Here is a 12,796-nt window from a genome sequence, read left to right as displayed (position 1 = left end):
AAACAGGCCGCTGGAATCCGAAGACCATACGAAGCGCGAATGGCAGCGACATGGCGACTGTTACGGACCATTCCGGCCGCCGTGAAAAGGTCCGTAGCTTTTGTCATGGAAGGCCGGTCACGCCGCCTCGGTGCGGTCGCGGCGCACCGTGCCGAGCGCGTCGGCCACTCGGCCGACGACGGCCGGCCAGTCTCCCGGCCGCGCCTGCCGGAACAGCGTCGCGGCCGGATACCACGGGCTGCCGTCGCGCTCGAGCAGCCAGCGCCAGTCCGGCACGCGCGGCAGCAGCACCCATACCGGCCGCCCGAGCGCGCCGGCCAGATGCGCGACCGACGTGTCGACGCTGATCACGAGATCCAGTGTGTCGACCAGCGCAGCCGTTTCGGAGAAATCCCGCAACGCGTCCGCGACCGGCAGCACGCCGCTCGCGGCGAGCGCGTCGGCATCACGTGCACGCACCTGCGGCTGCAGGCTCACGAACGTCACGTCGGGCGCATCGCACCCGACGAGCGGCGCGAGCATCGCGAACGGTATCGAGCGGTTCTCGTCGTTCGCATGGCGCGGATTGCCGGACCACGCGAGCCCGACCCGCAGCCGGCCCGGCGGCGCTAACGCGTCGATGCGCTGCGTCCACGCGGCACGCCGCGACGCATCGGCGCGCAGGTACGGCACGTCGGCCGGCACCGTATCGAGCGTCGTGCGGAACGCGAACGGCAGGCTCATCAGCGGACACTGCAGGTCGAACGCCGGCATCGGCTGTCCCTCGGTGACGACCCGGCTCACGCCGCGCAACGTGCCGAGCAGTTCGCCGAGTGCGGCCGGTGCCTCGACGATCACGGTCGCCCCCGCGTCGTGCGCCAGGCTCGCGTAGCGGCAGAACTGCAGCGTGTCGCCGTAACCCTGCTCCGCATGCAGCAGCAGCGTGCGGCCGGCGAGCGGTTCGTCGCCGGTCCACAGCGGACGGTCCGCATGACGCCGGTGCAGCATCACGTCGGCCGCGTCCCAGCGCGCCTCGTGCTGCCGCCAGCCCGCGTCGAAGTCGCCCGTCAGCAGCCGGCAAAACGCCTCGGAACGGCGCGCGGCGCCGTGGTTCGGATCGCGCCGGCAGGCATCGGCGTAGTCGGTCAGCGCGGCGGCATCGTCGCCGAGGTGCTGGCGCGCGAGCGCACGCGTGAACAGGGCCTGCGCCGTGTCCGCCGGCGCGGCCGCCGCCGCCGCATGGCTCGCGAGCGCCTCGTCGTAGCGGCCGAGCTGCTGCAGCGCGAGCGCGCGGTTGTAATGCAGTTCCGCATGCGGGCCCGTCAGCGCCAGCGCCGCATCGTAATCGGCGAGCGCGTCGTCGAACCGGCCAAGCGCACGCAGCGCGGCCGCGCTGTTGCGGCGCGCGTCGATATCGTCGGGTTTGCGCGCCAGTGCTTCCGCATAGGCCTGGGCGGCTTCCGCATGACGTTCGAGCCCGAGCAGCGCATTGCCGCGCCCGACCCATGCCGCGACGTTGCCGCGATTCAGCGCGAGCAGCCGGTCGCAGCGCTTCAGCAATTCGTCGCGGGCATGCAGCAGATCCAGCGCGACGCAACTCGCGTACAGCAACTGCTCGTCTTTCGGCAGCCGTGCGAGCCCTTCGTCGAGACACGCGAGCGCATCGGCCGGGCGGCCGAGTTCGGTCATCACGACGCCGCACGCGTAGACGATCTCCGGTGTCTTGCCGCGCGCGACCATCGCGAGCTGATAGCTGTGCAGCGCCTGTTCGCGATGACCGAGCGCTCGCAGCGCATGCCCGCGCTCGAGGTTCGCGGCCGCATCGTTCGGGTCGATCCGTAACGCGCGCTCGATGCTGATCAACGCATCGGCCGGCCGTTCGAGCCACCGCAACGTCTCGCCGCGCTTGCGCCACGCCGTTGCGTGTGCCGGTTCCCGCACGAGCGCCCGATCGTAGGCCGTGAGCGCCGCGTCGTATTGCGCGAGCGCGAGCAGCGCGTCGCCGCGTGCCGCATGCGACGGCGCATGGTCCGGATCGGCCGCGAGTGCGCGATCGGCGAGCGCGAGCGCATCGCGATGACGGCCGACACCGGTCAGCGCCGCCGCGTGGTTCGCCAGATTCCACGACTGGTTCAATCCGAACCGCATCGAGCGCGCGATCAGCGGCTCCGCCCGCGCGGGATCGCCGAGCTGCAGATATACGAGCCCGAGCAGGTGCAGCGCTTCGACATGGTCGGGCGCCATCGTCAGCACGCCTTCGTAGAGCCGTCCGGCCCCCGCGAAATCACGCAGTTCGAGCCGCGCGCGCGCCTGGCGCAGCGCATCGTCGAGCACCGCGCGCAACGGCACGGCGCTTGCGCCGAAGCCGGCGCCGGTACCGGGCGACGGTGCGGCCTCGCGGCGCGCACTCATCGCGCGCCTCCGCCGACGAGCGTCGGCAACTCGGCCGCGATCCGCTCGACGACGGGTGCCCACTGCCCGCCCTCGGGCTGGCGGTACAGGCGCGCCGACGGATACCACGGGCTGTCGTCCCGCTCGAGCAGCCAGCGGAAATCGGGCGTATGCGGAATCATCAGCGCAAGCGGCCGGCCGAGTGCGCCGGCGAGGTGCGCGACGGACGTATCGACGCTGACGATGCCGTCCATCAGCGCGGTCAGCGCCGCCGTATCGGCGAAGTCCGCAAGATCGTCGCCGACGAAACGCACCGCGCTCGCGTCGAGCACCGGGCGATCCTCGTCGCGAACCACCTTCTGCAGGCTGATCCACTCGTAACGGTCGTCGAACAGCGGCAGCAGATCCGCGAGCGTCATCGAGCGGTTGCGGTCGTTCAGGTGCAGCGGGTTGCCTGACCACACGAGACCGACACGCGGCCGCGGCGCCACACCGAGCCGTTCGCGCCACTGCGCGACACGCATAGGGTCGGCAGCGAGATATGGCGCGCCGGCCGGAATCGACGCAAGGTCCGTGCGGAACTCGAGCGGCAGGCTCAGTAGCGGGCAATGCAGGTCGAACGGTGGCAGCGGCTCACCTCGCGCGACGAGCGCATCGACACCGTCGAGCGTGGCGAACAGCGTCTTCAGTTCGACCGGCGCTTCGAGCACGACGCGTGCGCCAAGCGCTTTCACGAGCGGGACATAACGGCAGAACTGCAGCGTGTCGCCGAGCCCCTGTTCCGGGTACAGCAGGATCGTCTTGCCGTCGAGCGGCATCCCGTGCGTCCAGCGCGGCTGCGCGAACGTGCGCCGGCTCGCATCGAGCTGCGTATCACGCCAGCGCCATTCATACTCGGCCCAGCCCGCTTCGAAATCGCCGATCGACAAACACAGAAACGCGCGCATGCAGTGCGCGAGCACGTAGTCGGGATCGATCTCGATCGCATCTGCATACGCCTGCCGCGCGGCGTCGTGATGCCGCAGCGCGCGCAGCGCATTGCCCTTGTGAAAGTGCGCGAGCTTGTCGCGCGGCGTCGCGTCGATCACGCGCGCGAGATCGTCGAGCGCGGCCTCGTAGCGGTGCGTTTCAAGCTGCACGCGGCCGCGCGTGAACCACGCGGGCACATAGCCCGCATCGAGCGCGAGCGCACGGTCGCACATGTCGCGCGCATCGTCATGACGCTCGATGCGCATCAGCGCGCTCGCGTAGTTGCACAGCACGCCGGTGCTGCGCGGTTCCGCGTCAAGCGCGCGCGCATAGCTGTCGGCCGCATCGCGATAGCGCTCCAGGTGGCTGGCGGCGTTGCCGCGGTTCGCCAGCGCCCGCGCATGGCGCGGATCGATCGCGAGCACGCGGTCGCAGCGCACGAGCGCCTCGTCGTGCCGGCCAAGCAGCTCGAGCGCGATCGAGCTGTTGAAGATCGCATCGACGAAGGTCGGGCTCGCCGCGATTGCCGCATTGAAATCCGCGAGCGCACGCACGGGATCGTTCAGGTCGAGATAGGCGACACCGCGCAGGAACAGCACCTCGGCGCTGCCCGGCATCTGCGCAAGCGCGTAGCCGTAGCTGTCGACCGCATCACGAAAGTGCCCGAGTTCGCGCAACGCGAGACCGCGCCCGCGCATCGCGTCGAACGAACGCCCGGCCAGCGCGACCGATCGATCGCAATCGGCGAGCGCGTCGTCGTGACGGCCAAGCGCGCGCAGCATGTCGCTGCGCTTCACATAGCCGTCGGCAAAACCGGGCGTCAGCTCGAGCAGCCGGTCGTAGACCGCACACGCATCGTCGTGCCGCGCGAGTTGCGCGAGCAGGCCCGCGCGCTGGAACAGCACGCGCTGATGAACCGGATTGATCGCGAGCGCTTCGTCGAGCCGCGCGAGCGCGTCGTGCTCGCGCCCGAGGCCAGTCAGCACCGCCGCGTAATTCGCGAGCGCGAGCGGCACCGGCCGACGCTCGATCGAGCGCCGCATCAGTGGCTCGGCATCGTCGAGGCGCCCTTGCTGGAAGCGCACCGCGCCGAGCAGGTGCAGCGCCTCCGGATGCTCGGGATCGAGCGTCAGCAATTCGGTATACGCGTGTTCCGCATGCTGCAGCGCGCCGTCGTGGTGCGCCTTGCGCGCCCGCAAGAGCAACCGTTCGAGTTGCGCGGTGTCGGGCGGACGGCGATCCGGCGCGACCGGCGCGCTCGCGAGTGTCATCCCTTCCCCGTTCGGTGTCATCGTGTGGCCCCCACTTGTCGCTGTTCGTATCGTGTGTCGTGTCTAACGTGTCATCGCCGCGATCGTGGCACGCACCGCGTCGATCGCGCCCGTCCAGTCGCCCGGCGCCGCCTGCCGGAACAGCCGCGCGGACGGATACCACGGGCTGTCGCCGCGGGTCCGCATCCAGCGCCACTCGGCCGGATCGGGCAGCAGCACCCAGACCGCGTGGCCCAGCGCACCCGCCAGATGCGCGACGGCGGAATCGACCGCGATCACGAGGTCCAGCGCGCCGATCAGCGCGGCCGTGTCCGCGAAGTCGCCGAGTTCTTCGTCGACGCGGCGCACCGGCGCCTCCGCGAGCAGCGCCGCGTCGCGTTCGCGCACGGGTTTTTGCAGGCTGATCCAGTCGACGTCGAGATCGAACAGCGGCGCGAGCCGCGAGAAATCGATCGACCGGTTGTGATCGTTCCGGTGTTCCGGATTGCCGGCCCACGCGATCCCGATTCGCGGCCGGCGCCGGTCGCCGAGCAGCGCTTCCCACTGGCGCGTGCGCTGCGGGTCGGCCTGCAGATAGGCACCGGCACGTGGAATCGTGGCTTCGTCGGTGCGAAACGCGTGCGGCAGGCTCATCAGCGGCGTCTGGCAATCGAACGCCGGCAGCGGCTCGCCACGCGCGATCACGTCGACCGACCCGGGCAGCGACGCCATCAGCGCGCGCAGTTGCGGCTGCACCTCGAACACGACCCGCGCACCGCGCGCGGCCACCAGCGGGACGTAGCGGCAGAAATGCAGCGTGTCGCCGAACCCTTGCTCGGCATGAATCAGCACCGTCCGGCCGTCGAGCGGCGTGTCGCCCTGCCACGCCGGCTGCGTGAACGGCCGGTAGTGCCGCGCAAGCTGCGCGTCGCGCAGCCGCCATTCGTATTCGGGCCAGCCACGTGCGAAATCGCCTTCGATCAGATACAGCGACGCGCGCGCGAAATGCGCTTCGGCATAGTCGGGCTGCAGCGCGATCGCGCGGTCGTACGCGACGAGCGCGTCGTCCGTGCGCGCCGTTTCGAAATGCAGGTTGCCGCGATTGAGCCAGTTCGTCGCGTGATCGGGACGCAGCGCGAGCGCACGGTCGATCGACGCCATCGCTTCGTCGTAGCGGTGCAGGTCCTGCAACACGCTGCTGCGGTTGGTCCACGCCTCGGCGAACCGCTCATCGCGCGCGAGCGCGGCGTCGTAGCTGGCCAGCGCTTCGTCGTAACGCTTCAGGTAACGCAGCGCAGTGCCGCGGTTGCACAACGTCTCCGCCGCATGCGGATCGAGCGCCAGCGCGCGCGCATAGGCGGCCAGCGCGTCATCGTGACGCTTGAGCTGCAGCAATGCATTGCCGCGGCTCGCATGGGCGCGGACATGATCCGGATCGAACGCCAGCACGCGCTCGCAGCGGGCCAGCGCTTCGTCCGCGCGGCCGAGCCGTTCGAGCGCGACCGCGCTGTTGTAGAGCACGTCGATCCGCGCGGGATCGGCCGCGATCGCTTCGTTGAACGCGTCGAGCGCCTCGCCCGGCCGATCGAGATCGATCAGCGTGCGGCCGCGCTCGGCCATGATCGCGGCCAAACCGGGCCGGATCGCGCTGGCGCGCTCGAAGCACTGCAGCGCCTCGGCCGGCCGCTGCAGTTCGCGCAACACGAGGCCGCGGTTGAACCACGATTCGAACGAACGCGGGTCGACCATCAGCGCGCGATCGTAGGTATCGAGTGCGTCGTCGAAGCGGCGCAGCGCACGCAGCGCACTGCCGCGATTGCAGAGCGCATCGAGCACCAGTGGCGATACGGCGAGCGCGCGATCGAACGACGCGAGCGCGTCGTCGTAGCGGCGCAATCCGAGCAGCGTATTGCCGCGGCGCACGAGCGTCTGCACGTCGTCGGGCGTGGTGCGCAACGCGGCCGCGAAATGCTCGAGCGCCTCGCCGACGCGGCCGCGCTCGCCGGCGATCGCGCCGAGATCCGACAGAGCGCGCGTGCCGGGGGCGATCGCGATCGACTGGCGCAGCAACGCTTCGGCGTCGTCGGCCGCGCCGCGCTGGAACTGCAGCACGCCATACAGGTGCAATGCCTGGGGATTGTCCGGCTCGTTCTCGAGCACGGCGAGGTATTCGCGCGCCGCGTCGTCGAAACGTCCGGCGCTGTGCCAGTTCTGTGCGCGGCTCAGGATCGCCGCCGATTGCCGTTGCCCGCGCGCGTCGAATCCCGACGCGCCCGCGTGTGCATCATGCCGGTGCTCGACCGTCACGTTCGCCCCCTTCCCGTTTGCCGATGCCGCCGCTGGCCCGGCTCGATGGAACCGGTCGCAGCGGTCATGCTCGTCACGAGACTAACGGACGGGCAATAACAGACGTATGACGAAAGTTACGGACCATTTTGCCCGGGGGACGGACCACATTGCCGGCCGGACGCAGCCCGTGCCGCCGTCACTGGCCGATCGGGATCGTCCGCACGTATTCGACGGCCGGCGCGCCCATCGTGACCGCGAAGCGCACGCCGCGCGGCAGCGGCATGCCGAGCGACGTGATGTTGCTGACGCCGTGCTGCGCGAGAAACTGCGCGTAGGACTGTTCGATGACGGTCTGGCTCGTCGTCCATCCCCCCGGCGGAATCCACACCGAAAGCTGCATCGTCCGCGCATCATTGCTGACCACCACGCGCGCGAACGCGTCCATGTGTTGCAGCGCGTCCTCCACGTCGGCCAGCGACGCAAGCGGCTGCGACGCGCTGCGCACGAGTTCGCGCCCCTTGAGCTGGTAGCGCACGACCTGCATGTGCGCCGGCCCGCTGCCGACGCCGAGACGACGCACCATCACGAGTTCATTCGGGCGAATACGCAGCGGCGGCCCGAACACTTCGTCGGCCGTCACGAGGTTCGTCAGGTCGAATTGCAACTGGGAGAAATAGCGGCCGAGCAGACGCGTTTGCGCCAGATTCGACGCGATATCGTCGCGGCCGCGGATCGTTGCATCGAGACCGCGCCACGACAGCAGCGCGATCACGGCGAGCAGCGCGATCGCGACCAGCATCTCGATCAGCGTGAAGCCGCGGGCACGCGCCGCCGCGCGCGGTTCAATGGCGCGCTTCATTCTGGATCACCGTGACGACTTCGGCGAGCACGTTGCGGCTCGACGCGGACGGATACACGCTGACCGTCACGCGCCGCACCAGCGGGCTCGGCAACGCGGCCACCGACTGACGGCACACGAACCGGTAGCGGCCTTGCGGGCACGCAAACGTGTTCGAGCCGACGGACGGCCACGCCGATGCAATGCGGATTTCGCCGAGCGCGTTGTCGGCGCTCCAGAGCGCGAGCAGGCGCATGCGCGCCATGTCGGTATCCGACGCGAGCGCGCCGATCGCGCGCATCACGGCGCCGAGCGCCACGGCCACGATCGCCAGCGCGATCAGCACCTCGATCAGCGTGAATCCCCGTTGAAGCGTACGCGCCGCGCGCGATCCACCGCGCGCATGGCGGTGGTAGTCCGTTCTGTCGTCGCACATGACCTGCATCATTCTTGTCGATGGGTCGGCGTCCGGCGGTCAAACCGCGGCGCAGGCCACGTCGCCGGCGCGACGGACGCCGTGCACGGACGTTAAGCGCAACGTATGGCACGCACGTGTCGAATGGTACGGACCATTTGGCGCGACAGGCAGCGGCGGACAGGCGTGCCGACGCCCCGCATGCGGTGTCGCGCGATGCGCGCACCGCGGCGGAAAAAAGGCTGAAAACGGACAGGAATCGGGAACGAACCGCCCGGCACCGGGCGGCGAAAGGCGGACGGTGAAGGCGATCCTCGGGCGGGATCGCCGCGACGGCGTCAGGCCGTCACGGCGGCGTCATATTCAGCGCGGGCAAGCTGGCCGGCGGCGTACGCCTCGGCTTCGCCGCGAAAGCCTTCCCGGCTGAACGCAACGACTTTCACGCCGACGCCGGTCGCCCGCTTCACCGTCAGCGCCCATTGCCATCCGCCGTCTTGTTCAAAGACGTGCAGCGAGGGTTCGAAGGAAGGGTCGAGTACGGTCACGCGTTTTGCTCCTGCCCCCTTGCGCGCCGCATCGGCAACACTCGGGGCATGTCGAAAGGGGCGCGCCGGTGTGCCGACGCGTTTCTGCCATTCGACAGTCTAGTCAATAATTGTTGCGACGCACCATCAGAGGTTTCACTCATCTATCGGAACCGACCGGTCGATCGAAACTGACTGAAACCCATACGGGACGGGCTTCCGGGCCATGTCAGCCGGCACCGTATCGCATTCGTGCGGCAACGTGCCGCACACGCGACCGATTGCTTGCATCGGCCATTCGTGGATCGCGGAAACGGGGTGCGATCTATCCGGCGGACATGACGCGCCGGAACGTCAGGTTGACGCGCTCGCCCTGCACGCCCGGCGCCTTCGGCACGCGGTGCTGCCATTCCGCCTGCGTGCGCCCGCGCATCACGAGCAGGCTGCCGTGCACGAGGCGGTACGCATGCGTGACGCCGCTCGCGCGATGACGCAGATCGAACACGCGCATCGCACCGAGGCTCACCGACGCGATCACCGGCGCCTCGCCGAGCTCCGGCTCGTTGTCCGCGTGCCAGCCGAGGCTGTCCAGCCCGTTGCGGTAGCGATTGAGCAGCACGCTGTTGAAGCGCGCGCCGCACGTCGCCTCGACCGCCCGCTTCAGGTCGAGCACGGCCGGCGTCCACGGCGCGGGCACGTTGCGGATCCCCGAATACACGTACACGGCATCCGGCTCGCCCTGCCACGCGGTGAGCCTCGGCAACGGAATGCGGCCACGCGGCGTTCGGATCGTATCCTGCCGCCACGCGACCTCGCCGATCAGCGCGGCAAGCGTGCGATCGGCATCGGGCTGTGCAAGCCAGTCCGGGTACCAGTCCACGTCGGGCGCGGGCGTGTCAGCGAAGAGATCGGGCGTCGACATGTCGGAAGGAACGGGCGAAAAGCGGAGCGAACGATGCATGTCTGCATACTAGCCAACGGCGCCCTGCACCGCCATGCGCTGTCATTCGCCGATGAAAGGAAACGCCGCGCACGGCGATGCGCATTCGCGCATCACGCTATCATCGCGGCGTGTCGCGGCACGCCCCGCCGAGGGGCGCCGCTTTTCTCCGCCACGCCGGCCGGCGCGACCCGGCCGCTTTCTTCCCGGATCCCATCATGACGACGCTCTCCGATTCCGCCCTCGATCAACTGTTTCTCACTGCCCGCACGCACAACGCGTGGCAGGACAAACCCGTCGACGACGCGCTGCTGCACCGGCTGATCGACCTGACGAAATTTGGCCCGACGTCGGCGAACTCGAGCCCCGCACGCTTCGTGTTCGTCAAGTCGCCCGAAGCGAAGGCGCGCCTGAAACCCGCGCTGTCCGAAGGCAACCTCGCGAAAACGATGGCCGCGCCCGTCACCGTGATCGTCGGGATGGATTACGCGTTCTACGAGCACCTGCCGCGCCTGTTCCCGCATGCCGACGCACGCAGCTGGTTCGCCGGCAACGATGCGCTGATCCAGGCCACCACGTTCCGCAACGCGTCGCTGCAGGGCGCGTACCTGATCCTGGCCGCCCGCGCGCTCGGCCTCGACGCGGGCCCGATGTCGGGCTTCGACGGCGCGAAGGTCGATGCCGAATTCTTCGCGGGCACCACGATCAAGAGCAACTTCCTCGTGAATCTCGGCTACGGCGATCCGGCCGGCCTGTTCCCGCGCAGCCCGCGCTTCGATTTCGACGATATCGCACGCATCGAATAACGATTGCGGGCGAGGCGCGTTCGCAAGCCCGTCATGAGCGTAAACGGGCCCTAGCGCGTCAGCCGGATCAGCGTGATCTCGGACGGCACGCCGAAGCGGTTCGGCGGCCCCCAGTATCCGGTGCCGCGGCTCGTATAGAGCCACATGTCGCCGAAGCGGTTCAGCCCGCCGATCACCGGCTGCTGCATCCGCACGAACGGCGGCCACGGCAAGAACTGGCCGCCGTGCGTGTGACCCGACAACTGCAGGGTGTAACCCGCGCGGTTCGCCGCTTCCGCGCTGCGCGGCTGGTGCGCCAGCAGGATCTTCGTGCCGACGTCGCGCGGCGCGCCCGCCAGCGCCTGCGCGGGATCGCTGCGATGCGCGGGATCGAACCCGCCGGCCGTGAAATCGGTCACACCCGCGAGCACCGCGCGTGCGCCATCGTGTTCGATCAGCACGTGCTCGTTCAGCAGCACCGTCAGCCCGATGCGGCGGAATTCGTCGATCCACGCATGCGCACCCGCGTAGTACTCGTGGTTGCCGGTCACGAGGAAGCTGCCGTGCCGCGACCGCATCCGGCCGAGCGGCGCCGTGTGGTCGCGCAGGCGCTTGACCGAACCGTCCACCACGTCGCCCGTCACGACCACCAGGTCGGCGTCGAGCGCATTGACCGCACGCACGATCCGTTCGATATACGGCCGCTTGATCGTCGGCCCGACGTGAATGTCGGACAGCTGCACGATCGTCAGCCCGTCGAGCGCCGCCGGCAGCCCCGCCACCGGAATCGACACGCGCTTGACCGCCGCCGTGCGGCGCGCGCCGACGAACCCGATCGCGGTCACGAGCACCGCGGCCGCCAGCACGCCGAGCGCCGTGTCGGTCGCCGCCCCGCTCCACGCGCCGTCGTGGCCGAGATGCCGCCACGCGACCACGCCGAGCAGCACGAATTCGCGCAGGAACGTCAGCACAAGCAGCGACGAAAAGAAACCCATCACGAGCGAACCGGCCCAGCCGACCAGCGTCGCGGCCCAGCCTTCGTCGAAGCGGCGCGAGAACATGCCGACCGGAATCAGCACGACGAAGCTCGCCAGCACGAGCGCCGCGATCGTGCGCGCGACCGGCGACGCGAACGCATCGGGAATGATCCGCATCCCGACGTACAGATGGAACAGCACGCCGATTGCAATGAACCGGACAAAGAAACTTCGCATGGAACGCTCACCTTCGTTGCGATACCGCTTCCGCGAAGCACGGCACGGAGACGTGATGCCCTCTACCGCGCTTCGCGCCATACGCACGATGGTACACAGATCCCGGCCGTGACGACCGGTCGCGGCCACCGGTGCAGCGCCACGCGGCTTCGCGCGATAATCGGTCATCCTCCCGCCGCCCCGCCCATGCGCTTCGATCTCGTCGACCTCAAACTCTTCACGCATATCGCGGAGGCGAACAGCCTGACGCGCGGCGCCGAACGCGCGCACCTGTCGGTGCCGGCAGCCAGCATGCGCATCAAGAATCTCGAGGAGCAGGTCGGCGTGAAACTGCTGAGCCGCACGAGTCAGGGCGTCACGTTGACCGCGCCGGGCGAGACGCTGCTCGCGCATGCGCGCCACGTGCTGCGCCAGCTCGAGCAATTGACGGGCGACCTGCAGGAATATGCGTCGGGCGTGAAAGGCCACGTGCGCGTGTTCGCGAACACTACCGCGATGAGCGAATTCCTGCCGGGCGTGCTGCGCCGCTATCTCGTCAGCCACCCCGACGTAACGATCGACATGCAGGAGCGGCTGAGCCCCGACATCGTGCGCGCGGTGCAGGAAGGCGTGGTCGACATCGGCATCGTCGCCGGCGACGTGCGCACCGACGGGCTGCAGGCGATGCCGTACCGGCGTGACCGCCTCGTGCTCGTGACGGCGCTCGGGCACCCGCTCGCCGAACTGGCTTCGACACCGTTCGTCGCGACGCTCGACCACGACTTCATCGGCCTGACCGAAGCGAGCGCGATCCACAACTTCCTGAAGCGCGCGGCCGCCGACATGCAGCGCACGTTGCGCTGGCGCATCCAGGTCAGCAACTTCGAGGCAGCGTGCCGGATGATCGAGGCGAACGTCGGTGTCGGCGTGCTGCCGGAAGGCACCGCACGCCGACATGCGAAGACGATGGCGCTGCGCCTCGTCGCGCTCGAGGACGACTGGGCCGAGCGCCAGTTGCAGATCTGCGTCGCCAATCTCGATGCACTGCCGCGCTTCGCGCGCGATCTCGTCGACCTGCTCGTCGCGGACGCACTCGTCCAGCCGGACTGATCGGATTCAGGTACGTTCAGGCAGCAATTGGGCATTTTCTCCGCCATTGCATAGCATCAAAACGGCAAACGCCACCACCTTTCGTTCGTCTGACGATTCTTTGCAGTCCGTTA

General features: G+C 69.1%; 10 protein-coding genes. 2 read left to right on the top strand and 8 right to left on the bottom strand.

Annotation, left to right across the window (positions count from 1 at the left end; translation table 11 throughout):
* Nucleotides 1–117: 117 nt before the first annotated feature.
* From KEC55_RS17535 to KEC55_RS17505, 7 genes are all read right to left on the bottom strand, one after another.
* Complete coding sequence (locus tag KEC55_RS17535; RefSeq protein ID WP_282509039.1) at nucleotides 118–2,391, bottom strand: tetratricopeptide repeat protein; 2,274 nt, start codon at nucleotides 2,389–2,391, stop codon at nucleotides 118–120.
* A complete protein-coding gene (locus KEC55_RS17530) occupies nucleotides 2,388–4,631 on the bottom strand; it encodes a tetratricopeptide repeat protein (RefSeq protein ID WP_282509038.1) in 2,244 nt (747 codons plus the stop codon). Before KEC55_RS17530 ends, KEC55_RS17535 begins: the two co-directional genes overlap by 4 nt.
* A 42-nt stretch (nucleotides 4,632–4,673) precedes the next feature.
* Nucleotides 4,674–6,896: a tetratricopeptide repeat protein gene (locus tag KEC55_RS17525; RefSeq protein WP_282509037.1), complete on the bottom strand. Its 2,223-nt coding sequence runs from the start codon at nucleotides 6,894–6,896 to the stop codon at nucleotides 4,674–4,676.
* A 178-nt stretch (nucleotides 6,897–7,074) separates the two neighbouring features.
* Nucleotides 7,075–7,737 (bottom strand): PulJ/GspJ family protein, encoded by a 663-nt coding sequence (locus KEC55_RS17520; protein ID WP_282509036.1) that lies wholly within the window; start codon nucleotides 7,735–7,737, stop codon nucleotides 7,075–7,077.
* Nucleotides 7,721–8,152, bottom strand: a complete 432-nt coding sequence (gene gspI, locus KEC55_RS17515; protein WP_282509035.1) for a type II secretion system minor pseudopilin GspI — start codon at nucleotides 8,150–8,152, stop codon at nucleotides 7,721–7,723. Before gspI ends, KEC55_RS17520 begins: the two co-directional genes overlap by 17 nt.
* Nucleotides 8,153–8,469: 317 nt before the next feature.
* Nucleotides 8,470–8,676: a hypothetical protein gene (locus tag KEC55_RS17510; RefSeq protein WP_034180396.1), complete on the bottom strand. Its 207-nt coding sequence runs from the start codon at nucleotides 8,674–8,676 to the stop codon at nucleotides 8,470–8,472.
* A 304-nt stretch (nucleotides 8,677–8,980) separates the two neighbouring features.
* A complete protein-coding gene (locus tag KEC55_RS17505; RefSeq protein WP_282509034.1) occupies nucleotides 8,981–9,616 on the bottom strand; it encodes an alpha-ketoglutarate-dependent dioxygenase AlkB family protein in 636 nt (211 codons plus the stop codon).
* A 197-nt stretch (nucleotides 9,617–9,813) separates the two neighbouring features.
* Between KEC55_RS17505 and KEC55_RS17500 the strand changes: the two genes are divergently transcribed.
* Nucleotides 9,814–10,401, top strand: a complete 588-nt coding sequence (locus tag KEC55_RS17500) for a malonic semialdehyde reductase (protein ID WP_282509033.1) — start codon at nucleotides 9,814–9,816, stop codon at nucleotides 10,399–10,401.
* Nucleotides 10,402–10,451: 50 nt separating this feature from the next.
* Here the strand turns inward: KEC55_RS17500 and KEC55_RS17495 are convergent, their stop codons facing one another.
* Entirely contained in the window at nucleotides 10,452–11,594 is a 1,143-nt protein-coding gene (locus KEC55_RS17495; protein ID WP_282509032.1) for a metallophosphoesterase, read from the bottom strand.
* 186 nt (nucleotides 11,595–11,780) lie between these two features.
* Between KEC55_RS17495 and KEC55_RS17490 the strand changes: the two genes are divergently transcribed.
* Nucleotides 11,781–12,683 carry a LysR substrate-binding domain-containing protein gene (locus KEC55_RS17490; protein WP_282509031.1) on the top strand — a complete coding sequence of 301 codons (903 nt, stop codon included), beginning with the start codon at nucleotides 11,781–11,783 and terminating at the stop codon, nucleotides 12,681–12,683.
* The last annotated feature ends 113 nt before the right edge of the window (nucleotides 12,684–12,796 follow it).

Origin of the sequence: Burkholderia cepacia (assembly GCF_029962485.1) — a bacterium.
Taxonomy (GTDB): domain Bacteria; phylum Pseudomonadota; class Gammaproteobacteria; order Burkholderiales; family Burkholderiaceae; genus Burkholderia.
The sequence above is the reverse complement of the archived record's forward strand: the minus strand, read 5'-3'. Positions and strand labels throughout refer to the sequence as shown.

Excerpts from the sequence above, each read along its gene's own strand:
- KEC55_RS17535 (WP_282509039.1), bottom strand. The coding sequence starts at position 2,391 with ATGAGTGCGCGCCGCGAGGCCGCACCGTCGCCCGGTACCGGCGCCGGC.
- KEC55_RS17530 (WP_282509038.1), bottom strand. The coding sequence starts at position 4,631 with ATGACACCGAACGGGGAAGGGATGACACTCGCGAGCGCGCCGGTCGCG.
- KEC55_RS17520 (WP_282509036.1), bottom strand. The coding sequence starts at position 7,737 with ATGAAGCGCGCCATTGAACCGCGCGCGGCGGCGCGTGCCCGCGGCTTC.
- gspI (WP_282509035.1), bottom strand. The coding sequence starts at position 8,152 with ATGTGCGACGACAGAACGGACTACCACCGCCATGCGCGCGGTGGATCG.
- KEC55_RS17505 (WP_282509034.1), bottom strand. The coding sequence starts at position 9,616 with ATGCATCGTTCGCTCCGCTTTTCGCCCGTTCCTTCCGACATGTCGACG.
- KEC55_RS17500 (WP_282509033.1), top strand. The coding sequence starts at position 9,814 with ATGACGACGCTCTCCGATTCCGCCCTCGATCAACTGTTTCTCACTGCC.
- KEC55_RS17495 (WP_282509032.1), bottom strand. The coding sequence starts at position 11,594 with ATGCGAAGTTTCTTTGTCCGGTTCATTGCAATCGGCGTGCTGTTCCAT.
- KEC55_RS17490 (WP_282509031.1), top strand. The coding sequence starts at position 11,781 with ATGCGCTTCGATCTCGTCGACCTCAAACTCTTCACGCATATCGCGGAG.